Source organism: Bacillus badius NBRC 15713 (genome assembly GCF_001591605.1).
In the GTDB taxonomy this organism is placed as follows: Bacteria; Bacillota; Bacilli; order Bacillales; family Domibacillaceae; genus Pseudobacillus; species Pseudobacillus badius.
The window spans coordinates 1-22,754 of record NZ_BCVF01000019.1 but is presented as its reverse complement, the minus strand read 5'-3'; the positions used below and the strand labels follow the sequence as shown (position 1 = coordinate 22,754).

At 43.3% G+C, this 22,754-nt stretch carries 20 protein-coding genes and 1 pseudogene; 15 read left to right on the top strand and 6 right to left on the bottom strand.

The window, feature by feature from the left end; translation table 11 throughout:
• Positions 1-185: 185 nt before the first annotated feature.
• The 3 genes and pseudogenes from BBA02S_RS10960 to BBA02S_RS21700 form a co-directional block, all read left to right on the top strand.
• The gene (locus tag BBA02S_RS10960) at positions 186-1,670 is read left to right on the top strand and encodes an aldehyde dehydrogenase family protein (protein ID WP_041100990.1); all 1,485 of its coding nucleotides are present in this window, start codon (positions 186-188) and stop codon (positions 1,668-1,670) included.
• A gap of 554 nt (positions 1,671-2,224) precedes the next feature.
• Positions 2,225-2,884, top strand: coding sequence for a hypothetical protein (locus BBA02S_RS10955; RefSeq protein ID WP_041114293.1), 660 nt, complete (start codon positions 2,225-2,227; stop codon positions 2,882-2,884).
• Positions 2,885-2,988: 104 nt separating this feature from the next.
• A pseudogene (locus BBA02S_RS21700) lies at positions 2,989-3,114 on the top strand (hypothetical protein); the annotation flags it as partial.
• Between the two features lie 367 nt (positions 3,115-3,481).
• Here BBA02S_RS21700 and BBA02S_RS10950 read toward each other — a convergent pair.
• On the bottom strand, positions 3,482-4,222 hold the full coding sequence (locus BBA02S_RS10950; RefSeq protein ID WP_041114294.1) for a YwaF family protein: 741 nt from the start codon (positions 4,220-4,222) through the stop codon (positions 3,482-3,484).
• Positions 4,223-4,450: 228 nt separating this feature from the next.
• Here BBA02S_RS10950 and BBA02S_RS10945 point away from each other — a divergent pair, with 228 nt between their 5' ends.
• The gene (locus tag BBA02S_RS10945) at positions 4,451-5,077 is read left to right on the top strand and encodes an HAD-IA family hydrolase (protein ID WP_041114295.1); all 627 of its coding nucleotides are present in this window, start codon (positions 4,451-4,453) and stop codon (positions 5,075-5,077) included.
• Positions 5,078-5,173: 96 nt separating this feature from the next.
• On the opposite strand, the gene BBA02S_RS10940 is transcribed toward BBA02S_RS10945, so the two are convergent.
• Positions 5,174-5,932: a TrmB family transcriptional regulator gene (locus BBA02S_RS10940; RefSeq protein WP_041114296.1), complete on the bottom strand. Its 759-nt coding sequence runs from the start codon at positions 5,930-5,932 to the stop codon at positions 5,174-5,176.
• A gap of 141 nt (positions 5,933-6,073) precedes the next feature.
• Here BBA02S_RS10940 and BBA02S_RS10935 point away from each other — a divergent pair, with 141 nt between their 5' ends.
• Positions 6,074-7,246 (top strand): MFS transporter, encoded by a 1,173-nt coding sequence (locus BBA02S_RS10935; protein WP_041114297.1) that lies wholly within the window; start codon positions 6,074-6,076, stop codon positions 7,244-7,246.
• 61 nt (positions 7,247-7,307) lie between these two features.
• Here BBA02S_RS10935 and BBA02S_RS10930 read toward each other — a convergent pair whose 3' ends face one another.
• Together BBA02S_RS10930 and BBA02S_RS10925 are read right to left on the bottom strand one after the other, a co-directional pair.
• Positions 7,308-8,015: a glycoside hydrolase family 16 protein gene (locus BBA02S_RS10930; protein WP_041114298.1), complete on the bottom strand. Its 708-nt coding sequence runs from the start codon at positions 8,013-8,015 to the stop codon at positions 7,308-7,310.
• A 16-nt stretch (positions 8,016-8,031) separates the two neighbouring features.
• On the bottom strand, positions 8,032-11,196 hold the full coding sequence (locus tag BBA02S_RS10925; protein ID WP_082040270.1) for a hypothetical protein: 3,165 nt from the start codon (positions 11,194-11,196) through the stop codon (positions 8,032-8,034).
• A gap of 256 nt (positions 11,197-11,452) precedes the next feature.
• Here BBA02S_RS10925 and BBA02S_RS10920 point away from each other — a divergent pair, with 256 nt between their 5' ends.
• Positions 11,453-11,776, top strand: coding sequence for a hypothetical protein (locus BBA02S_RS10920; RefSeq protein ID WP_041101009.1), 324 nt, complete (start codon positions 11,453-11,455; stop codon positions 11,774-11,776).
• Between the two features lie 114 nt (positions 11,777-11,890).
• On the opposite strand, the gene BBA02S_RS10915 is transcribed toward BBA02S_RS10920, so the two are convergent.
• Positions 11,891-12,613, bottom strand: a complete 723-nt coding sequence (locus BBA02S_RS10915) for a class I SAM-dependent methyltransferase (protein WP_231557215.1) — start codon at positions 12,611-12,613, stop codon at positions 11,891-11,893.
• A 198-nt stretch (positions 12,614-12,811) separates the two neighbouring features.
• Here BBA02S_RS10915 and BBA02S_RS20660 point away from each other — a divergent pair, with 198 nt between their 5' ends.
• The 8 genes from BBA02S_RS20660 (at position 12,812) to BBA02S_RS10880 (ending at position 21,749) form a co-directional block, all read left to right on the top strand.
• Complete coding sequence (locus BBA02S_RS20660) at positions 12,812-12,958, top strand: hypothetical protein (protein ID WP_156136662.1); 147 nt, start codon at positions 12,812-12,814, stop codon at positions 12,956-12,958.
• 360 nt (positions 12,959-13,318) lie between these two features.
• Complete coding sequence (locus BBA02S_RS10910; protein ID WP_041101011.1) at positions 13,319-14,926, top strand: response regulator; 1,608 nt, start codon at positions 13,319-13,321, stop codon at positions 14,924-14,926.
• A gap of 30 nt (positions 14,927-14,956) precedes the next feature.
• Positions 14,957-16,573, top strand: coding sequence for a sensor histidine kinase (locus BBA02S_RS10905; protein ID WP_041114300.1), 1,617 nt, complete (start codon positions 14,957-14,959; stop codon positions 16,571-16,573).
• Positions 16,548-16,904, top strand: a complete 357-nt coding sequence (locus BBA02S_RS10900) for a response regulator (protein ID WP_156141508.1) — start codon at positions 16,548-16,550, stop codon at positions 16,902-16,904. The genes BBA02S_RS10905 and BBA02S_RS10900 overlap by 26 nt, the downstream gene beginning before the upstream one ends.
• 17 nt (positions 16,905-16,921) lie before the next feature.
• Positions 16,922-18,103 (top strand): amidohydrolase, encoded by a 1,182-nt coding sequence (locus BBA02S_RS10895; protein ID WP_156141506.1) that lies wholly within the window; start codon positions 16,922-16,924, stop codon positions 18,101-18,103.
• A 72-nt stretch (positions 18,104-18,175) separates the two neighbouring features.
• Complete coding sequence (gene map, locus BBA02S_RS10890; protein WP_041101018.1) at positions 18,176-18,919, top strand: type I methionyl aminopeptidase; 744 nt, start codon at positions 18,176-18,178, stop codon at positions 18,917-18,919.
• Positions 18,920-19,066: 147 nt separating this feature from the next.
• Positions 19,067-20,062 carry a metal ABC transporter solute-binding protein, Zn/Mn family gene (locus tag BBA02S_RS10885; protein WP_041101020.1) on the top strand — a complete coding sequence of 332 codons (996 nt, stop codon included), beginning with the start codon at positions 19,067-19,069 and terminating at the stop codon, positions 20,060-20,062.
• Between the two features lie 157 nt (positions 20,063-20,219).
• Entirely contained in the window at positions 20,220-21,749 is a 1,530-nt protein-coding gene (locus BBA02S_RS10880) for an FAD-dependent oxidoreductase (protein WP_041114302.1), read from the top strand.
• A 108-nt stretch (positions 21,750-21,857) separates the two neighbouring features.
• Here BBA02S_RS10880 and yhfH read toward each other — a convergent pair whose 3' ends face one another.
• Positions 21,858-21,989: a protein YhfH gene (gene yhfH, locus BBA02S_RS20300; RefSeq protein WP_082028256.1), complete on the bottom strand. Its 132-nt coding sequence runs from the start codon at positions 21,987-21,989 to the stop codon at positions 21,858-21,860.
• 324 nt (positions 21,990-22,313) lie between these two features.
• On the opposite strand from yhfH, the gene cspD reads away from it, so the two are divergent.
• The gene (gene cspD / locus BBA02S_RS10875; protein ID WP_041101023.1) at positions 22,314-22,514 is read left to right on the top strand and encodes a cold-shock protein CspD; all 201 of its coding nucleotides are present in this window, start codon (positions 22,314-22,316) and stop codon (positions 22,512-22,514) included.
• Positions 22,515-22,754: the final 240 nt, after the last annotated feature.

Here is a 22,754-nt window from a genome sequence, read left to right as displayed (position 1 = left end):
AATTTCACATAGGCAATGGCGAGAAAGCGGGCAATGGCGCTCTTTTTAAAAAGAAGAATGTATGGCATCACTCTTGCATAAGTATAACATGTCGTTCATCTATGATTCTTTTAGTCTTCGTAAGCGGATAAACAGCTCTCGCCAAAAGAGCTGCAGTTTGTTATTCAAAAAGTGGAGGGATAACTATGGAAAAAACACTTTCAGTACTGCCGCGCGTTCAAACGTTTTTATCAGGGACAAAACAGCTGTTTATTAATGGCGAATGGGTCCAGCCGGTATCGGGCAAAACATTTGAAACGACCAATCCAGCTACAGGAGATGTACTCGCTGTAGTGGCTGACGGACAAAAAGAAGATGTCGATCAAGCGGTCAAGGCAGCAAGAAAAGCCTTTGATGAAGGCCCATGGTCCAAAATGAGTGCTGCGGAGCGAAGCCGGCTTATTTATTTGCTTGCTGACAAGATGGAGGAGCATAAGCAGGAGCTGGCGCAGCTGGATACACTTGATAGCGGAAAGCCAATCCGCGAATCATCGGCAGCGGACGTTCCGCTTGCCATTGAGCATTTCCGCTATTTTGCAGGATGGTCAACAAAAATTCTTGGCCAAACGATCCCGGTCAGCGGCAATTATTTAAATTATACGCGCCATGAACCAGTAGGGGTAGTCGGCCAGATTATTCCATGGAATTTCCCTTTATTGATGGCTACGTGGAAGCTTGGTGCAGCACTTGCTACTGGCTGTACAGTCGTGCTGAAGCCGGCCGAACAGACGCCGCTTTCCGCCCTTTATTTAGCGGAGCTTGCCCAGGAGGTCGGTTTTCCGCCGGGTGTGCTCAATGTGATTACCGGGTTTGGAGAAACAGCCGGCTCTCCGCTCGTTCATCATGAACAAGTAGATAAAATTGCCTTTACGGGTTCTACGCAAGTAGGAAAGCTGATTATGAGACAGGCTTCTGATACATTGAAAAGAGTAACGCTTGAATTAGGCGGAAAGTCGCCGAACATCATTCTGCCTGATGCAGACTTAAGCAAAGCCGTGCCAGGGGCTTTGTTCGGCATTATGTTTAATCAGGGGCAAGTATGCTGTGCCGGCTCTCGTTTGTTCGTGCCAAAGAAGCAATATGACAACTTTCTTGCCGATATGGTCGGCCATGCGCAAAAAATCAAGCAGGGACAAGGAATTGATCCATCTACAGAAATGGGGCCGCTCGTCTCAGATGAGCAGCAAAAGAGAGTCATGAGCTATATCGAGAAGGGAGTAGAGGAAGGAGCCGAAATGCTAACGGGCGGATCTGTGCCGTTTGAAAAAGGATATTTCGTGCAGCCAACGATCTTTGCCGATGTCGATGACTCGATGACGATTGCCCGTGAAGAGATCTTTGGGCCGGTTGTGTCAGCACTTCCATACGAGGATATTGATGATCTGGTGGAACGGGCGAATAAGACAAACTACGGATTAGCTGCCGGAGTTTGGACGGAAAATGTAAAGAAAGCCCATTATATAGCCAATCGCCTGAAAGCAGGAACCGTGTGGGTGAACTGCTATAATGCATTAGATGCAGCGAGTCCATTTGGCGGCTATAAACAATCAGGCCTCGGCCGGGAAATGGGTTCTTATGCTCTCGATGCGTATACAGAAGTGAAAAGCGTCTGGGTCGATTTGAACATGTAACAATGATAGAAAAAGAAGCGTTTGGCCTAGACAGTCAAATGCTTCAGTTTGTCGACAAAAGGGGTTCGGAATAATTTTATTCCGAACCCCTTTCGATTTTTAAATAATTTTCAAGCCATTTGAGAGAACGATAGATCTTTCCAAGGCGCTTATTCAAATCCTTTTCTTGAGAGTTAGGGCAGTGAAGGTAAGTATCACCTATACTTGTACAGTGCATTGAAGCCATAGTAGTATTTAAAATGAAATGTTTACTATATGATCAGAGAAATAGTAGTGGAAACAAGGCGAAGCCCTTTGGTATATGCACGCTTTATCGGCCAATCAGTTTGGATCAATGATGATGAATTTTCAGTGAAATCCAAAATAAGTAAGTGGGCGGCTACTATTTCAGTGTAAATCAAATATCTTAGCTTAACTAGGAGTGAAAATTGAATTACCGGTTCATACCAAATTATAAAAAGTCCAGATTTACGTTTTGCAGAAGATGATATCAGTTATCATTCAAATGGAGTTGTAATCATGGAAGTTTGAATTGAGAGAAAAGGGGTCAGGATATGTGTCAAGATCAAAAATCTATAGGATATAAAATGTTAGAGGGAAAGGGAGAATATGCGCATTATTTTGGTGGGGATAGTATTCAAACACCCTCATGTCCCAACTGTAAAACACCTATGCATTTAATCTTAAGGTTTGATTTATCAGACCCGGTATTTAGAAGGTTGAATGCTGATTTCTCTGTACTGCCGCTTGTTAGTTGTTTAAATTGTTCCGGGTGTTGGGAAACCCAATTTTTCAAAATAGAGGAGAATCAAGTAAAGGTTCTTTTACAAAAAGATAATCAGCATTGGATTATGGATGAAGAGTATAGATTACCAGTTCCGTTGCCTGAAGTGTCCGTTAAACGGGTCCCTCTTGAAGAAGAAGAGATACTATTTGATTCGACAACAGATGATCAAAGAGATATTATTTTTTACCGTTTTGGAACGGAATACATTGTCCGCCTCTTTGGTGGACCAGTGGAAGACTCTCCTTCAGAAGAAAAATGTAGCTGTCTATGTTGCAACGAAGAAATGGTCCATATAGCCGCCGTTACAGAGGACGCGACGGAAGGAGATTTATTCACTGTTGTTCCCTTTTTACTTGGAGAACTAATTTTCAACTTTTTCCTTTGTGCTAAATGTCAGGTTATAAGAGTAGAGCCACTAACCTCCTAACATGTAAAATTAAATGAGAGGAACGAATGTGGTGGTAAGAAAGGATAACTTCTGATTATGGTTCATACATACCAAATTCATGAAACAGATAGTATTTTTCGCCAGATCAATTTCTGTATGCTAGATGTGCTGTTATACCAAGGGGACAAATATACTTTGAGGGAGTATTAGCCAATCCGTCTCTGTTCGGTTTAGATCTTGAATTTGAGAAACATGTAATATATCCGTAGTGATTTGGCACTAATAACCTAAATCTTGTACAGCTTCAATAAGTTCTTCGATAGTTGTATATATCCTTTTTAACTGTTTTGATCAAACTTTTTTATAAAAACCTTATATTTAGCTAAAACGAAAAGCTCCATTTTGATCACTGTTTTCAAAATGGAGCTTTTGCCGCTGCTGTTAAATAAGGATTGAATACAGTTCTTAATCAAACTTTATTCTAAACTAACAGTAATGAAAGCTACGAAGCTCCTGCAGGTTCACCGCCCGCCCCGCGGAAAGCGAAGTGCCTGGAATGGAAAGCAACTGTCTCCATTCACAAGCAAACGCTTCTTTTCTTGCTGTCTAAAAAGTTTTGAAATGGCTTATCATATGCTAGAAATGATGATGAACATGCTTTTCAGCGATAACGGCTGCTGATTTTTCCCGAAAAATGAGCCAGACTATCGTGCTGAGTGTAAAGGCCATGGCTTCAAGGGAAAGAATATACCAGGGATAAGGGCCAAGCAGGTCGAGTATGCTCGCTGTCGCTGGTTTATGATGCAGGTATAAGTAATTTCCTTTGGTAAGCAGGTTGACTAATGAGATAACTGGAACGAGAATATTTAGAAAGATCATGGTTTTAACAACCGACATAAATGTAGGCCTGTACCCTTTTATCCACGTAAAGTAAAGCGGCGTGCAGAAAATCAATATATGCGTACAAAAGAAATGAAAAAAGCGGAAGTGCGGAAAACCAAAGTATAAGTAAGGCGTAATCATCGCCTGAGAAGCTCCGAGCAGCCCAATGAACAGCAAAATCTCATAAAACAGCTTTTTTCCGGTGAGCAGCAGGAGAATCGTAAAGAACGAAGCGAAGCTGCACAATTCAAGCGGAAGAGAACGGTCTGCTGTCCATATGCCGGTTTGGAACATCCAAGCATGATAAGCAGTCTCAATTCCGATTAAAAAGAAAGCCGCCGCCCGTTCGATAGCTTGCATATTTTTCTGTTGCAGCTTTTCCCGGAATAGAAAGAGTGTACAAACGATTAGTGTTAATAAAAGCAGCGCGATGAGGTGGCTGGCAGAAAACATCTTAAATTGGACATGCTGATAACTGCCGCTGAACCATTCCATCTACTCGCCTCCTTGTTTGAGTAGTAGTTTTACATATAAATAGTAAGTTGTGAACGAATCGAAATAGTAAGCAGACAAGCTGACGGGATCCTAGGGCAGATCTACTTGGTTTCTATTCTATTATTAATTTATACGCATCTGAACAAAATAAAATACGGTGCAATTATGTAAGGTATAAAAAATATTGGTATAATTCGACTGTACAGGAAATAACAAGGGGGTACAACTGTGAAATATATTATTTTTGATTTTGATGGGACGCTTGCCAACTCACTGGAGCTGTTTCTTGCTGGCTATAACGACTTGGCGGCAAAAGAAGGCTATCGTGAAGTAAAGATAGAGGACATGGAGTTTTTAAGCAAAATGTCCATTCCTGACAGATGCCGTCATTTGAACTTTCCCATGAGGAACATTCCGCTGGCGGCGACAAAAATTTACCGGTCATTAAGAAAATCGGAGAAGGGGCTTCCTCTCTATGAAGGAATGGAAGAGATGCTGAATCAGCTTCATCAGCAAGGGCTGAAAATTGCGATTATCTCATCGAATGCAACGGATATTATCAGTCGTTCACTCGATGCGCATCAAATTGATTATATAGAGGACATTCTGTGCTCACGGCATATTTTCAGCAAAGACAAATTGATGAAAAAATTAATGAATAAGTATAAATTGCAGGCGGAAGACGTTTTGTATGTTGGCGATGAGGAAAGGGATATTGTTGCCAGCAAAAAAGCAGGAATTAAAGTGGCCTGGGTGGCTTGGGGATATGATGATGAGGCAATCGCCTTAAAAGCCAGCCCTGACTTTATCGCGCGCCAGCCGGAAGATATTGTAAAGATGGCAGCGAGTTTATAATAGCGGCTAAGAATAACTGCGAAGGGCTGCCGCCTAGCCAAAGATGGCCGGGCGGCAGCTTTTTTGTCATGATTAAGCCGCTGATCGGGCGGCAGGTTAGTATCTGAGTGTGAGCAGCAGATCGCAAATGGCCGGGTCCTTCATAATTGTATCCTTGTATCTGCCTGTGATTTTTGTCAGAGCGACATCATGATAGAAAAATTCGGTGAAAAATTTAACCAACGGCCGGGACATCGTATGAATCGCCTGCCACTTATTGTCTTCAATTCCCGCAAACAGCATTTCCTGGCCGTCCGCAATTAAGATTCGGCTCTTCTCTAACTGTTCATGATTTGTATCCGGAATTAATGTAGTAACGGTCGGGATCGTTGTGGAAATTTCGCCGATGACATGAATAGTTACTTCTGTTCCCTGAAGATATTTTTCTTCAAGAAGAGGAAGATAGGCAGCAAAGTCATCAGACCATCCGGAAATAATGATGGAATCAGCCGCATTATTAATTAAGCTTTTCATCAAGGCTTGAATGGAATGATTTTCTTTTAATGTCCAGATACGGTCATCTGCTGCTGCTTGTTTCACTTTGGCTTTGCGCAGTTCGTTAATGTGGGAATCGAAATCCGCTTTTAGCTTTTCAATAGCTGATTCAAGAGGAAGAGCACTATACAGCCGCTTTTTCTCCACAGTGGATTCGAGGATCATTCCTTTTTCGCCCATTCGATGAAGGACTTCGTACACTTTTGCCCGGGGGACACCGGATAATTTAACGATGCTGGTTGCATCTAGCGGCTCCCCGGCTGAAACAAGGGATTCATATACTTTGCTCTCATACTGGGTGAATCCAAATTGTTGAAGCATCGCTTGCCTCCTCATTGTTTTTTACCCCCATCATAACACAACTGGAAAGCTCGGCTCTCCCTAAAAATTTACTCTTGTTTTTTCTTTTTATAAAAGTTACTCTTTTAGTAGTAACTTTTTAGAGGGGCGTGTTGAACTTTTATGGATAAAAGAGTGTATCTATTAACTATCGTTTCCTTTGTGGTTGGAATGGTAGAATTAATTATTGGCGGACTGCTAGATTTAGTGGCAGCAGATTTAAAGATAAGTCTTGGCCGTGCCGGTTTGTTAATCACTATTTTTTCACTGACCTTTGCTGTTTCAGCGCCCATTTTATTGACGATGACTGCAAAGGTGGAACGAAAAAAGCTGACTTTGCTTGCTTTGCTGATTTTTTTGATTGGAAATATGGCGGTAGCGGTCAGCTCGACCTATGAAATCTTGTTATTTGCCCGTATTTTGTCAGCGTCAAGCGGCTCGCTGCTCGTTGTCTTATGTGTAACGATGGCCGCGAATATTGTAGCAGATACATATCGGGCCCGGGCGATTGGCATTGTATTTATGGGAATCAGCGCATCCCTGGTGCTTGGTGTGCCCATCGGGTTAGTGCTTGGAAATGCATTTGGCTGGAGAGCCCCATTCGTTCTTATTTCACTGTTAACCATTCTTTCCATGGCCGGTGTCTATCTTTTTATGGAAAAGCTGGACGCCAAGCCGTCTATCCCGTTTAAAGAGCAGCTCATGACGTTAAAAGAAGGCAAGGTGCTGCTTGCTCAGCTGATTTCATTTTTGTTTCTTGCCGGTCATTTAACACTGTACGGCTACTTGACTCCTTTTTTAAAGTCGGAGCTTCATTTAGATGGCACATGGGTGAGCATAGCTTATTTTGTGTTCGGGATCGCAGCCGTACTTGGCGGAGGGATTGGCGGCGTGCTGGCGGACCGGTTCGGCACGAAGCGGACGATTCTTTCTGTTCTCATGTTGTTTGCTTTTACGCTGTTTGCCATTCCGCATACGACCTTTGCTTTGCCGCTGTTTTTGATTGTGATGGTGCTATGGAGTATGCTTAGCTGGGCCATTACACCAGCTATGCAAAGCTATTTAATAGAAATTTCGCCAGAGACGGCTGACATTCAGCAAAGCTTAAACAATTCGGCGCTTCACTTTGGAATCGCTTTTGGTTCCTTTATTGGCGGGCTCGTGATTGAGCATGCTTCGGTTGAACAAAATGCGAGCGTCGGCGGAGTGTTTATTGTGATCGCCCTCATTCTTGCCGTGTTTTCTATTGTCAAAGAAAGCAAGAGAGCAGAGGGGATGAAAACGGTCAAGCAATAACAAAGCAGCCGGCTGGGAAAAGTTTTCCCGGCCGGCTGCTTTGTGTAAATGAAGCTGTTTGCTAGCGGCTGTAGCTGACTTGATCAATAACGGTGGGTGATGAAGCGTCTCCCTTGACCTCCAGCCAAGAAGGGTACCAGCTGTTAATCATTAACTGCATCGGCTTGGAGCTGAAGTTGCCTTTCCACGCTTGGATGAGTTCTCCGTCAATCAAGAAACGAGTTTCTTCAGGGAGCACATCGATCCGGTAATCGTGAAGCTCCTTTGTCGGATCAAAAGGAAGGGGATGCTCCATTTGCTTTGCCACTTTTCCGTTTTGATAAATAGTCAGAAGCACTTTGCTTTTTCTTTCGTTAAAAATTTCGATGTCCACTTCATGATGCAGATCAGGAGGGGCATATAGAAAGAATCCGGTGATGGACCCGGGCGCATCGGCCGTTTGAATAGCCGCTTCAAACTGCCCGTATTGAAAGGATTCCCTTGTTCTTATTTCCCCGCCATCTGCTGTGCGGCTGTTTAATTTGATTTCTACTTTGCCGGGAGCGGGCGCCACTTGCCGGGCAAGCAGGTAACCGCGTCCTAATTTAAATTTCTCTCTTATCTCCCAGTCTTCCCGATTGAACGATTGAAATGTCTCAACGGTTGAAGGAGTAAACGTCTCTCGCTCTGTTTTCGGCATCTCGGTCCTCTCCTTCAGTGAGAGCAGCAGAATCACAGAAAAAACAATCATAAACAAAAACAAACTTGCCAGCAGCCACTTCTTTTTCATTTGTCTGTCTCCATCGTTATTTATATTTAGCAAATTCTTCTTTGATTATTGGATAGGATTGTTTTAGCCGTTCCTCGTATTGCGGCTTCTCCCATTTCTTCCAGTTGTATGAGAAAAAGTCATCGCCAGTAAATAGGCCTGCTTTTGGTCCGGCAGCCACTGCGAAGGAAATATTTTTGATCGTTTGTGAGGCTTCCAAGCCCTCTTGCCAATAATCACTGGCGATTTCCTTCGTACTTGGATCTTTTACGTTTAAAAGCAGCCATGGAATACGTATTTCTGCCACGCCGGTTTCTTTATTGATTTCATAATCAGCTAGAGAGTTATAGTTTTTATCAGCAGGATTGCCGTTTCCTTTTTCCAATTTTCCAGTTTCAAATGACTCAAACGGATAGACTTCTTTCGTAACAGGGTTCACTAATGTTTTGTTTAAAGCCATTTCGATTTTATGGAACTGCCCGTTGTTTTTTCTGGAAGCATACGCTTTTTCAGGAATAAGCTTTAGCTTTTCGCCATACATAAAATAATGGCTGTCGTAATAGCTGTCAACAAGCATGCGCGAATCTTGTTTGCCGTTAAGCCGCAAAAGAAAGTCGATGCCTCGTCCGGATGAGATGCCGCCATTGTACGGAATCTTTTTGTTTCCTTGTTTCGGTATGGTATCGATCAAAAGAGTTGTATCCATTCCCGCTGCTTTTGCCTTCTTATAATCGAGGCGCAGATAGATGTACCTTTCATCGTGAGTAACGAAAGCTTGTTTGATTTCATCGTTGTTCTTTAGCTTGGCAGGCTGAATGCCGGCTTTTTCCCAATCATCCGTTTTTCCATCCACGCGAATGGCGAAGCGGTCAAAGCTAAGGATGCCAAATTGCTGCTCGTTGGTTTGGGCATTTGACCAATGGGGGCGGCGGTTAGGGTTATCAAAATCCATTGTATTCCACGTCCGTTTGAACCACTCATCCTGCCAGTTAAAGACAAGCCCTCCGGCATATCCTTCCTTCATAATATCTTCAAAGCGTTCGGCGACCACTTTTCCTTGTTTTTTCTCGCTGTTATGGCCTTGGTTCCAGCCGTATGGGTTAGCATGAGTAATGCCGCGGGAGGCAGGCAGGCCAAATTCAGCAATCAATACCGGCATCGTATGGGCTTTCTTTAAATCATGTAAATATCCAGCATAGCTGTTTGGCTGGCCGCGATGATCTTTATAGTTCAAATAGTTTTTATCAATATTCAAAAAGTCCGGATAGTACGGATACACATGGTAAGCAGCAAAGTAACCCGCTTGAAGCTTTTCTGTCGGATGAATGACATTCGGGTTGACCCCGACTAAGTCTTCCTGTTCAAGCGGCTCATACGGATGATCCAGCAAGTCAGTTGTCACCCAGTTGGTAAAGCTGATCGGGTGCTGCGTCCCATAATTAGCTGCTTCTTCTTTAAGAGTGTAGTCCATCATATAAGCGAGCCAATGCTCAAATGGCTGCGCATCCTTCGTTTTCATGTATGTGCCGGAAAAGTCTCCTTTTCCCTGATGCTTTTGATTCGTGTTATCCACCATGTAGGGATACCATTCAATCCCGATGACCCAGCCGATTAAATAAGGAGAAACATCAGCCTGATAGGAACCGCTCGCATGCCCAGGTCTTTCAGGAACCTTAGCATTTCCATGCACCACGTCTACAATGGTCTTAATATCGGATTGAAACTGCTTCATAATCTTGCTGTCGAACGCATCTAGCTTTTCTTCAAGCGGCGCTTCATCGATCCATATTCCATGGAAGAGATAGATTGGCGTATCAGCTTGTTCGTTGTACCGCTTTAACGCCCGGTAAAATCCAGGCGGATGAAGGGTATAGATGCGAATCGCGTTGGCGTTCATTTCGCCAATTTGCTTGATCCAGCGGTAATATTCTTCTTCCGTAATAGCTGCTTCTCCCGGAAAAACTCCTGGTTTTCCCATTCCCATATTGACCCCTTTAATCGTCAGCGGCACCCATTTGCCATTTTTCAAAATTTGAAATTGATCATTGGCTAGCTTGGCATTAACAGACAGGCCGTCTATTTTTTTAGTTTCTATAGCAGGTGTCTGTTTTTTCTCCGGCTTTTCATGAGCGGCCTGATCAAGGATTTTTTCCATCAGCGGTACATAGGTGCTCCAGTAAAAAGCCTCGCTGTCGATTCTGTTTTCTTTCGTGAATAAGCTTTTCATTTTAATAAGGCCGGCTACTTTATGAAAAGAAGGCAAGTGATTAGTATCGTTATAATCGCCGGCGAAGTAGTAGGCGGGCGAGCCGTTTTTGTCGGTTTTCGTGATAGCCGCAAATTGCTCAGGAATGCCATTGCGGCTGAGTAGTTTTTTTCCTTTCTCCGTCAATTGCCACTGGTAGTTGGCGATCACTTCCTTTTTGTCGCGTGGAACGATGACATCAAACCAATAGTTATAGCCCGGACTTTCTTTCAGGCCGAATTCTTTTTTTCCCTGAGCAGTAAATTGAACGGTTAGCTTATGGGATTTTAAATGCTTTTCTTCAAGCACGGCCACTTTTCCATCTTCATGAATAAATATAAATCCGGGTCCTGAGCTTTTCCATGGCTGTTTTTCTTGTTTTTTATAGGCTTCAACAGCGGAAGCGGGGATTTCTTTGTTCTTATCCGGGTCTAATTCCGCAAAGCTGCGGCCAATCCATCCCGTCCAGTCGATATTTAGAAAGTTTAAGAAATTTTCACGCACGCTCTTGGAGGTAGGGGAGGCAAAGCTGTTATATTCTGACACCCACACCGGCTGATGGTCGTAATACAGCTCTTGCAGTTCCGTCCATTCTTGTTGGCTCATGCCTCCGTGCACGGCTTTCCGGCGGTCGGTATCCACCCCATATGTATCAGCTGTGTAAATAAGCTGCGGCGAGTGGGCCAGCTGTGAAATTGGCCGATTCGCATATGTTTTGCCGTCCGGCCTGATGCCGGCATAGTCCAGTTTCTTATTGTACGCTGCGCCTGAGGAGGAAGTGTATTTATTGTAATTCAGCAGCCACATTAGCCCTTGATGTTCCCGGTATGTATCATCCGGCACGGTTTTATCAAAGATTAATAGATCTAGTTTTTCAGCTGGTTTGAACTGCCAGACGAGTATCGGTGACAGGATCACAATTAGCAGGAGAACAAACCACAGCCATTTTCTCATCATATCTAACTCCTTTTTCGAATTTAAATTGCTTCAATTGATTATATCGCTCCTTTACCCATAAAATAAACAACCATTCATTGAATGGATGTAAGAACAGGACAGAAGACAGCGGCCAAAGAGCAGGACAGCAGCGAAAAAGTATGCCGGAAAAATTTTGCGGCTTTTCAAGCAGGAGTTTTAATAATGGCAAGACTTTGTAACATAAAGCCTGGCTTAAGAATATGTGTAAATATAATGAATTGGAGGAGGAAGTATCATGCAACCCTATACCAATGAGGCTGCCCCTTATTACCAGAGGGATCATAAAAAATTACACGATAAGTGTAAAAAGCATTTATATCAATTTATTCAAGTAGAAATGAATGACGGTGCGATCTATCAAGGCTTGCTGCATAGCTATGATAAAAATAACATGTACATCATCATGCCTAACACGAATCAGCCGAACACATCAAATGCTCCATCTATGCACACCGAAGACGAAAGTCGGCTCTATCCCTTTTTTGGCCCGTTTGGTTTGTTTGGCTTTCCTTTCTATGGCATAAGAGGGTTTGGTCCGTTCTTTCCATTCTTTGTTTAAATATAGGGATGTCTGCAAGCTTGCAGACATCCCTAGGAAAAATAAAAAGACTGAGGAGTTCGGAATAAGACCCTTCCGAACTCCTTTTGTCGATCAGCAGCGGCTGCCGCCTGTTTATTCTTTGGTACATGAAAACACTCTGTAGTCCAAAATATTCCGGTATTTTGTCATCATATACAAATGCTGGTCCGGTATCATATAAAGGTGCGGTTCAATATGTTCTGAGAATTGGAATTCAGGCGAAGGATTGTTTTCAAGCATGGATGGTTTTTGGATGGAGGTCTTAATATCCGTAAAACCGGTTTTTTCAAGCAGACTGAGCCAGTCCTTTTCCGTAAAAACAGAATCCAGTCCGTAAAATTGTTGAATTTCCTCTGTATAGGTGGAATTTAGTTGCTGGTTAATCGTTAATTCGTTAGCAACAAAACGGCCGCCTTGCTTTAATAGCCGGAATATCTCGTGAAGAGAGCGGGGCTTATCGGCGAAAGCTAATACAGATTCGGATAGGATCAAATCAAATTGACCATCCGGCAAAGGGCAATTTTCGATAGAGCCCTGGATGATTTCTACTGGCAGCTGACATTGTTTGATCCGCTTTTTCGCTTTATCTATCATAATCGGATTAATGTCCATGCCGATGATACTGGCCCCATAGCGATCGGCCAAATAAGCAGCAGTTTGCCCAGTTCCGCACCCGACATCTAAGATACGGGAAGACTCGCTGATTTTTTCATTTTTTAATATTTCCTGGGTTAAATCAAGGCCTCCTGGGTGGGCACCGCCGACACCAAATTTTGATAAAAAATCTAAATACATTGACTCTCTAATGAAGACCACCTTCTTTATTAATCTCCTTTATAGGATATGAAGCCACCAATAGGATGGTTCCTCTCAAGCCTTTTTACCGCATCGTTTTCACATAAGAAAACCTGTGTGAAACTCGATGATAGCCCTATATTATTTCTGCGTCGGTTTACTAAAGGATAAAAAGGGAAAAGTTAACAAAAGGGGCCGATATAAGGAGGCAATCTTACGATGAAAGCTGAACAAGAAAAGTTATCTAGCAAGCTGAAAGTTGCTGAACAACAAAAGCCTGAGCCAGAGGAAAACGAATTATCCGCATTTGCCGCCCACCCTGACACTGATTCAGCCGGAGCCGGCGGGATGGTCTCGCCAGATTAATCATTGCCGGAATTAAAACAAAATGAAATGCTTTGTTCCACCTATGGACGATTCGAGCCCCTTTCCATAAAATATAAGGCCCTTTGCTTAAAGGGCTTTTTCCATATCCATTCTTCAGAAAAAATGGGTCGGTTCATTGCTTTTCCAGTTTTGTCCCTTTGTACATAGTTAGATATCAAAGCTTTTTTTGCTGCCGGGCTGTTGGTGAATTCGTTGTAGCAAGAACAAAACCCATGTACAATATTTAGATGAAGCTTTCGTCATAGCGTCTTTGAGAGATAATATTTGCAAACTATTTATCATATACACTTATGTAAGCTGCCTGCTTATGTATGATTAATGGAAGGGGGAAGGGTATGTGTGAAAAAATATCAGGAAATATTCATTCAGAAAATGGACACCACTTTTCAACGCTGGAAGAGCCAGCCGTTTCTTGCAGAAAGAGAATTGTACCGATTTCTTCACTCCTTGAAAGGAACATCCGGCTCGATTGGGTTGGAAGATATTTCAAGAGTGGCCGCTGCTAAGCTGGAACAGCTGGATGAGGAGAGCGACAAGCGCTGGAGCAGGGAAGAGTGGCCGCTTTTTTTAAAGGAACTGCTAGGAGGTCATGATGAGCAAGAGGAAACACCGCCTATTGAGCCAATAAAAGAGAAAAAAGCCGGGGGCAGTGAGGTCGTTCTGTTTATTGAAAGCGATATTGAAAAGCTGACGGCATTAAGGCGGGAAATGGAAAAAGAAGGCTGGGTGGTGCTGGCCGCAATGACACCGGAAAAGGGGCTTTCTGCTTTTTGGTCAAAGCATCCGGATCTTTTGCTGATTGATTTGGATATGCCAAAAAACAGTGGGATCGAACTGCTGAGAAAGATTCAAGAAATCGCAGGAAACCGTTTTACGCCTGTTATAGCGATTAGTTCAAGCAGGGAAAAGCAAGCACGCATGGAAGCTTATGAAGCAGGCGCCCTTGATTACATTCAACTGCCGGCGGACCCGGATGAAATTCTTATTCGTATGAAGAATAAAATGAATTATCGGGATTTAATGAGAGAGGTCGTATTAATTGACGAGCTGACGGGAGCATTTAACCGTAAGTTTTTTAATGTGGAAATTAAACGGCAGCTTCATTTATTAAAAGAATCTCACTCCCCATTTTCTTTAGCGATGCTGGATCTTGATCATTTCAAGAAAATCAATGATACATATGGCCATACTTCTGGAGACGAGGTCTTGAAGGAGTTTAGCCGCATGGTTCGAGGCCGGATTCACCAGGATGACTTTTTTATCCGCTTTGGAGGGGAAGAGTTTGTTTTGCTTATGCCGGGGTGCACGGGAGAAAAGGCGAAGCAAATCATTCAATCCATGATCCAGGAGCTTGAACAGCATGAGTTTTTGTTTGAAGGCCAGTCTGTTTTTTGCAGCTTTTCCGGGGGTGTAGTGGAAGTCAATCATACAGAAGAGCGTCCGGGAGAATTTTTGAAAAAAGCAGATCTCGCTCTTTACTCTTCGAAGATTAACGGCCGCGGGAAGGTAACAAACTATCAAGATATTAATCCTTCTATCGATAAAGAAAAGTGGCTGCGCATCGGAATTATTGATGACGATGCGGTTATGAGGCAAATTCTTGAAGATCAACTCCGCAAAATGTCATTTGGAAATTATCAGATAGATATTCGTTCCTTTCGGGAAGGGGAAGCTTTCTTTAACGATGATTGGTACAAGCAAGGGGGGAAGTACATTATCTTACTCGATGGCGTCATGCCGAGAATGGATGGTGTAGAAGTACTCCAGCGGCTTCGAAAGGAATTCCCGGAAGAGGATTTTATCATCGTTATGCTGACAGGAAGAAAAAGTGAAAAAGATATTGTCAGAGGATTGGAGTTAGGGGCGGATGACTATTTAACAAAGCCGTTCAGCATGAAAGAGCTGGAAGCGCGTGTGCGCCGGCTTGCGATGAGAATCGTCAATTAATCTATCTGGACCGTTGAATAGGAGGGTTACATGATTACACTATTCCGCCAAACCATCCGCAAACAATTCTTGGTCATTATGGTAGCCATGCTTTTGCTTTTAATGGCCGGGGCAGCAGTTGCTTATCTGGCTGAAAAACGGCTCGCTGATGAGTACATGGAAGAAAGAAGAAAGATGAACGAAAAGGTGAAGGCGGTCGGACTGGTCGAAAGCAGCTTTAAACATACGATCTTCTCCATGCGCGGTTATATCGCTTTCCAAAATGAAGAAGAACTTCAGCAAGCCTATAACAGTGCGCGCAAATTAAAGGAGGCGATGCGGAAGTTTAAGCCGCTTGCTTCTTCGTCAGAGGAAAAACAGCTCGTTGCGGAGCTGGCTGAATTCAACGGTACGTATACTAATCAACTGGTTCCTAAAGCAGAGGCTCTCGTCAAGGCTGGGAATTATGAAGGCGTGCGGCAATTGTCATCTTTGGGGACAACCGATCAGATCCTTTCTTTAATACAAGCGGTTGAAGCGGAAAAATCCGGCCTGAATGAGCTGATTGACCAGCGGTATAAACAATTTTTGGAGAAGACAAGGGCGCTTAATGCAGCGGTGGCCGGTTATTTTGTTTTCGTTTTTGCCGTGACTAGCGGAGCAGTCTGGCTGCTTTCGAGAAAACTTGGGCAGCCGCTTCAGGAGCTCACGGCAGCCGCTGAGAAATTAGCGGCGGGCGGTGAAGTACATATTCGGCAAATAAAAAGAAAAGATGAGCTTGGTGTGCTTTCTGCTGCGTTTGTTCATATGACGAAAACGATCCAGGAAAGGGAGCATGAACTAACAGCTCATAATGAGGAATTGATGATGCAGCAGGAAGAGCTGGAAAGAATGCTGGCGGAAACGGAGCAGATGAAAAACCGCCTGCTCGAGGTGGATCAGTTGAAATCTGAGCTTGTCAGCACCGTCAGTCATGAGCTGCGAACGCCGCTGGCCGGTATTTTAGGCTTTACTGAATTAATGCTGAATCGTTCGCTTAATCAAGAAAAGCAGAAAAAATACTTAACGACGATTCATCAGGAAGCTGTGCGGCTGACTAACTTAATTAATGACTTCTTAGACTTGCAGCGAATGGAGTCAGGCGCTTTCGCTTGTTCATTTGAAAAGGTAGACCCCGCTCCTTTAATAGAGCCAATTATAGAGACGATCAGCCAGACGACGAACCGCCATCATTTTCAGCTGATTGATCAACGCTCTAAAAAGTGGTTGTCCGGCGATCAGGAACGCCTGATCCAAGTATTTACTAATTTAATTGGCAATGCGGTGAAGTTTTCTCCGCAGGGAGGGCAGGTCGCTGTGTATGTAACGAACAATGAGAAGAATATGCTCATAAAGATAAAGGATGAAGGACTTGGCATACCGGCTGCCGAAATCCCGCATGTGTTTAAAAAGTTTCATCGGATTGATAATTCGGATCGCAGGAAAATCGGCGGCACTGGCTTAGGACTCGCAGTTTGCAAGGAAATAGCAGAAGCTCATGGAGGAACCATTACAGTATCTTCCGAATATGGGGAAGGAAGTGTTTTTTCTGTTCTTCTTCCTCTGTGGGAGGAAAAAGAGACGACAGTAAATGGGGAGAGGTCTGATGAATATATTGATTGCAGATGACGAAGAAGTATTGCGGATGCTTATCGTTGATACGCTGGAGGAAGAAGGGCATGTTCTCACGGAGGCTGCTGATGGGCACGAGGCAATTGAATGTTTTAAAGAGAAAACATTTGACCTTTTGCTTCTGGATTACATGATGCCGAGAATGACAGGAATTGAAGTAATTCGAAAGGTAAGGGAAACGAGTGACGTGAAAATTGTCATGCTGACCGCTAAAACACAGCAGAGAAATTTAGAGGAAGCGAAGGAGGCGGGAGCAGACTTTTTTCTGGCGAAGCCGTTCAGCCCATTAAAACTGATCGAATTAGTGACAGAACTGGAAGAAAGATAAAGAAGGGGGATGGGAGGATGTTGCAGGAAATTTATCAGCAGCTGGAGAGAGATTTTGAAGAAACAATAAGGGTTAGAAGGTACTTGCATCAGCACCCGGAATTATCATTTGAAGAAGAAGAAACACCTAAATTTATTGCCCGCCGGTTAACAGAAATGGGCATAGAGGTGAAAACCGGAGTTGGCGGGCGCGGCGTAGTCGGAATCATTCGCGGGGGGCGGCCGGGGAAAACAGTAGCCTTGCGGGCTGATTTTGATGCGCTGCCTATTCAGGATTTAAAAGAAGTGGCTTATCGGTCCACCGTTCCTGGAAAAATGCATGCGTGCGGACATGATGCCCACACCGCTGCTTTGCTGTCGGTGGCAAAGGCGCTGCAGGAAAAGCGTGAATGGTTAAGCGGCAACGTTGTGCTGATTCATCAATTTGCAGAGGAGCTTGTGCCGGGCGGAGCAAAAGAGATGATCAAGGATGGCTGCTTAGAAGGGGTAGATGCGATTTTTGGCACACATTTATGGTCAACTATCCCAGTAGGACAGGCTGCTTTTCAGCCGCAGGCGATTATGGCAGCGGCGGATCATTTTGAAGTGGAGATTACTGGAAAAGGCGGGCACGGCGGGCTGCCGCATGAAACCGTCGATCCGATTATGCTAGGAACGAACTGGGTGCAGCTCGTTCAGCAGATTGTCAGCCGCAATGTCAGCCCGCTCGATTCGGCTGTTATAACGGTCGGCGCTTTTCATGGCGGTGATGCTTTCAATATTATTCCGGAAAAAGTAGCCATCAAAGGAACGGTGCGAACGTTTCGGACAGAGGTTCAACAGGTGATTGAGCGAAAAATGGAGTCGATAGTGCGCTCGCTATGTGAAGCGGCAGGCGCCTCTTATAACTATCAATATATCAAAGGGTATCCTCCGGTTATCAATCACGCCCGCGAGACCAGTTTTGTCCGTTCATGTGCGGAGGAAGTTCTCGGAAGCGACAATTGTTATGTAACAGAACCGCTAATGGTAGGCGAAGATTTTTCCTATTATTTGCAGCATGTTCCAGGCACATTCTTTCTAACAGGAGCAGGCAATGCCGAAAAAAATGCAGTATATCCTCATCATCATCCGCGGTTCGATATTGATGAGGAAGCGATGCTCCATGCTGGGAAAATTTTAGCCTCAGCTGCTTGGAGATTTTTGAATGAGAAAGATTGAACTTCTTTTCAATCAAAGGTATTTTCTGTATAGTATGTTACGGAAACAATTTTAAGATAAAGGAAGAGTTTGATGATTATAAAAACGGAAGAAGAACTGCAGTCATTGAAGAAAATCGGAAAGATTGTGGCAGAAATTCGCGACGAAATGCGCGCTGCAACAAAGCCGGGGGTAACGACTAAAGAGCTGGATGAACTCGGCGGCCGGCTATTTGCAGAAAAAGGCGCAGTATCAGGCCCGAAAAGCGAGTATGATTTTCCGGGGTATACGTGCATCAGCGTGAATGATGAAGTGGCCCATGGCATCCCGGGCAGCCGTGTTATTAAAGAGGGCGATCTTGTCAATATTGATGTATCCGGCTCTTATGACGGTTATTTTGCGGACACAGGCATTTCTTTTGTTGTAGGCGAGGGCGATCCTTTGCTCTTCAAGCTATGCGAAACAGCCGAGCAGGCATTTCAGCGGGGCCTGCTGAAAGCAAAAGCAGGGGCTAAGCAAAACCAAATCGGAAAAGCAGTGATGAATGAAGCGAAGCGCAATGGCTTGACGGTGATCAAAAACTTAACCGGCCATGGCATCGGACGCACACTTCATGAATCGCCGGACCACATATTAAATTATTTTGATCCGTGGGATAATGATTTACTAAAAGAAGGAATGGTTATTGCCTTCGAACCGTTTATCTCTGCTAAAGCAGACATGATCGTAGAAGGGGGAGACGGATGGACATTTAAAACACCGGATGGCAGCCTCGTCGCCCAAATTGAACATACAATTGTAATTACTAAAGATGAGCCGATTATCTTAACAAAATAAGAGAAAAATCCAGCCAAATGCAGATAGAGAGCATTTGGCTTTTTGTATCGGTTATAAATCGAAATGATTACTATTTACAAAACGGAATGATTTCGATATAATGCTGATTATTATCATTTTATATTTATATTTGGAGGAGGAATTATTTTGTTCCGCTTTTTAAAAGTTTTCTTTGTGTTTGCTGTTGTTCTTCTTCTTTCCGCTTGCGGGCAGGAAAAGGGGAGTCAACAAGACAACAGCAAAGAAAAGGGTGCTCTGAAAGTATATACGACAATTTACCCGTTAACGTTTTTTACAGAAGAAATTGGAAAGGAACATGTCGATGTCGAAAGTATCCTGCCAGCCGGAGTAGATGAGCATACATACGAACCGACGGCCAAAACCATCATTGATATTGCTGATGGGGATTTGTTTATGTATAACGGATTAGGGCTTGAACCATTCGGCGCAAAAGTCAAGAAATCAATGGATAAAGAAGGCGTGCGCGTTGTTGAGGTAGGGGAAGAAATCGACTTGGGATCATATGGTCATAAAGACGCTTCCGGCGAGGAAGAAGCTGATCACGAGCATGCCGATGAAGAGGGGCATGAAGAACACGGCCATGAACATGCGCATGGAGGAACGGATCCGCATATTTGGCTCGATCCTGTACTGGCAGCGGATATGTCAGGTGTGATTAAAGATGAATTATCAGCTCTTGATCCTAAGCACAAAGAGGACTACGAAAGAAATTATGAAGAGCTGAAAAGCAAGTTAATGAAATTAGATGGAGAGTTTCAAAAGGCTGCTGAACAATCGACTAACAAAGAGTTTCTCGTATCCCATGCTGCGTTTGGCTATTGGGAGAAGGAATATGGGTTCAAACAAATCAGTGTAGCAGGCTTGTCCCCTACTAATGAGCCTTCCCAAAAACAGCTGAAAGAAATGATTGAAACAGCGAGAAAGCATCAAATCCAATACGTTATTTTTGAACAAAATGTTACGCCGAAAGTGGCGAAGGTTGTACAAAAAGAGTTAAAAGCAGAAGCGCTTCAAATTCATAACCTGTCTGTACTGACTGAAGAAGACGAGGCGAAGGGAGAAAATTACTTTACCCTTATGGAGCATAATGTTCAGACATTGAAAAAAGCCGTTGGAAAATAATTTTTAAAGAGCCGCCTTCACTATTTAATGGGAAGGCGGCTTTCTTATGGTCTGTTTAAAGAGAGGCGGAAATGAAAAAGCTTTGCTTTCTTTGGCATACTTTTCCTCAATCAAGGAAAGATATAAAACAAGCAATGTTTTATAAGGAGGAATAGTCATGACGAAAATGAATCGTGAACCATTATGGAGAGCAGATACAGAACTGCCGTCTTTTCCTATTTTGCAAGAACAAATATTTGCGGATGTTGTGATTGTAGGCGGCGGCATTACGGGCATTGTAACAGGTTATATGCTGACTAAGGAAGGAAAAAAAGTAGCCATTCTTGAAGCGGATGAGTTACTGAATGGCACGACCGGCCATACGACGGCGAAAGTGACAGCCCAGCATAATTTAATTTACGATCAGCTGATTACCTCTGTGGGAGAGGAACAGGCTAGACTGTATTATGAAGCAAACGCGGAGGCAGCTCGCTGGATCAGGGAAACCATCCAGCAAGAGGGAATCGAGTGCGGATTTCAAGAGGAAACGGCTTATGTCTATACAAACTCTGAGGAAAAAGAGCCCAGCCTGCTGAAAGAAGCAGAAAGTTATAAAAAGCTAGGCATCGAAGGATCGCTTGTCGATTCGATGCCATGGAAAACCCCTTTTAAGCAAGCAGTGCAAATGAAAGGCCAGGCCCGTTTTCATCCTTTGCAATTTCTAAAGCCGCTGGTTGAATACATTACTAAAAATGGCGGCGCCATCTATGAACATTCACCAGCTGAAGATGTAGAAAAAGGGGAGAGGCCGGCTGTCGTCTTGAGGTCGGGTGTAAAGGCTATCGGGCATGATATTGTAGTGGCAAGTCATTTTCCTTTTTATGACAATGGGTTTTATTTTGCTAAATTGCATCCAACCCGCTCCTATGTGATAGCTATTAAGCCTAAAAAAGAATTTCCAGGCGGCATGTATATTACAGCTGAACAGCCGACCCGTTCTGTGCGAAGTACAGTTTACAATGGCGAAGAAGTCCTGCTAATCAGCGGGGATGGACATAAGACGGGAAAAGGGCAGCCGACCGAGAGCCATTACCAGAACTTAATGGACTTTGCTGAAAAGGAATTTGGCATAGAAGAGTTATTGTTTACTTGGTCTACACAGGACTTAGTTCCAATGGATAAAATCCCCTATATCGGAAAAGCGGATGAAGCAGAGAATATTTACTCAGCTACCGGATTCAAGAAATGGGGAATGACAACGAGCGTGGCTGCAGCAAGGCTTCTTTCAGATTTAATTGTCCATAAACAAAATCGTTATACCGAATTATTCTCTCCAGACCGGTTTAAAGCTGATCCCGGCATCCAGCAATTTGTTAAACAGCAAAGCGATGTCGCTGCAACATTTATTAAAGGCAAGCTTGATTATTTCTTTAAGGAGCGGGGGAATCTGCCAGTCGATCAAGGCATTGTTGTTAATTGGGAAGGAACACGGGCAGGGGCCTTTAAAGAAAAAGACGGCACCGTGCATCTTGTGGATACGACATGTACCCACATGGGGTGTGAATGTGAGTGGAATGATGCCGAACGTACTTGGGATTGTCCTTGTCATGGCTCGCGTTATTCTATCACAGGCGAAGTAATTGAAGGACCAGCCAAGAAGCCGTTGAAAAACCTTGGAGAGATCGGGGGCCAAACGTGGCAGGAATGACCGTTGTAAACGTTCATTTTGTTTTTGAGTAAGTAAAAACAAAGACAAAAAGCTGACAGTGCAGATAGAGAATTACTGCTGTCAGCTTTTTTGATTTCTTGTGTTAGTCTATTCATCTTTTTTTGACAAGCAGCGATCACATTCCATCATGTAAGACTCGGCTTGTTCATGCATATGCTCTCCGCATTCCGGACACATTTTTGGCGGCAGTGTTCTGAAAAACTCTAATGGACTCATCATGGCTTAACTCCCTCCTTTTATAAAACAGTTTTACATTTTGTTTTTCTGTTATAATACAGTATATTCACTCTCTTTGGTGTTGTAAACAACAAAATGAAATATTTTGAAGATTGGTACCATAGTCCTGAAGCGCTAAAAAAAGAAGTTTCACCCAAATACATTGCGACATTTTCTTGCTTTTTAACAGCAAAGGTGGTATAGTGAAAGCAGTTGTTTAAGTTCGTTTCAAAAGAGAGCAAGTTTTTACATAAAGTTGTTTTCGTCTTGAAATAGTAATAAACAGCAAGAAATGAATGAGCAAGTTAGCTCGAGGAGGATATTTACATGTTACAAGGTAAAGTTAAATGGTTTAATGCAGAAAAAGGTTTCGGATTCATCGAAGTTGAAGGACAAGATGATGTATTCGTACATTTCTCAGCTATTCAAGGCGAAGGTTACAAAACTTTAGAAGAAGGCCAAAGCGTTTCTTTCGAAGTTGTTGAAGGACCACGCGGACCACAAGCTGCTAACGTAGAAAAACAATAATTAAACATACAAAAGACGATGTGTAACCACATCGTCTTTTTTTATGATTTGTTTAGGGATTTATTCATACCATTAATTTATTGAAAAGGTATTGACTTTCTCTTGGGATGGATGATAGAATGTAATTCCTCCGATAATTAAATTTTAAATCGGTGAGAAGAGAAAATAAAAAAGAGTTGACTTTCACGTTGATATAATGATATGATAATAGAGTTCTTGTGAAAGAAAACAAAATTGATC

Coding starts and splice junctions, on each gene's coding strand:
- BBA02S_RS10960 (WP_041100990.1), top strand. CDS start 186: ATGGAAAAAACACTTTCAGTACTGCCGCGCGTTCAAACGTTTTTATCA.
- BBA02S_RS10955 (WP_041114293.1), top strand. CDS start 2,225: ATGTGTCAAGATCAAAAATCTATAGGATATAAAATGTTAGAGGGAAAG.
- BBA02S_RS10950 (WP_041114294.1), bottom strand. CDS start 4,222: ATGGAATGGTTCAGCGGCAGTTATCAGCATGTCCAATTTAAGATGTTT.
- BBA02S_RS10940 (WP_041114296.1), bottom strand. CDS start 5,932: ATGCTTCAACAATTTGGATTCACCCAGTATGAGAGCAAAGTATATGAA.
- BBA02S_RS10935 (WP_041114297.1), top strand. CDS start 6,074: ATGGATAAAAGAGTGTATCTATTAACTATCGTTTCCTTTGTGGTTGGA.
- BBA02S_RS10930 (WP_041114298.1), bottom strand. CDS start 8,015: ATGAAAAAGAAGTGGCTGCTGGCAAGTTTGTTTTTGTTTATGATTGTT.
- BBA02S_RS10925 (WP_082040270.1), bottom strand. CDS start 11,196: ATGATGAGAAAATGGCTGTGGTTTGTTCTCCTGCTAATTGTGATCCTG.
- BBA02S_RS10920 (WP_041101009.1), top strand. CDS start 11,453: ATGCAACCCTATACCAATGAGGCTGCCCCTTATTACCAGAGGGATCAT.
- BBA02S_RS20660 (WP_156136662.1), top strand. CDS start 12,812: ATGAAAGCTGAACAAGAAAAGTTATCTAGCAAGCTGAAAGTTGCTGAA.
- BBA02S_RS10905 (WP_041114300.1), top strand. CDS start 14,957: ATGATTACACTATTCCGCCAAACCATCCGCAAACAATTCTTGGTCATT.
- BBA02S_RS10895 (WP_156141506.1), top strand. CDS start 16,922: ATGTTGCAGGAAATTTATCAGCAGCTGGAGAGAGATTTTGAAGAAACA.
- map (WP_041101018.1), top strand. CDS start 18,176: ATGATTATAAAAACGGAAGAAGAACTGCAGTCATTGAAGAAAATCGGA.
- BBA02S_RS10880 (WP_041114302.1), top strand. CDS start 20,220: ATGACGAAAATGAATCGTGAACCATTATGGAGAGCAGATACAGAACTG.
- yhfH (WP_082028256.1), bottom strand. CDS start 21,989: ATGATGAGTCCATTAGAGTTTTTCAGAACACTGCCGCCAAAAATGTGT.
- cspD (WP_041101023.1), top strand. CDS start 22,314: ATGTTACAAGGTAAAGTTAAATGGTTTAATGCAGAAAAAGGTTTCGGA.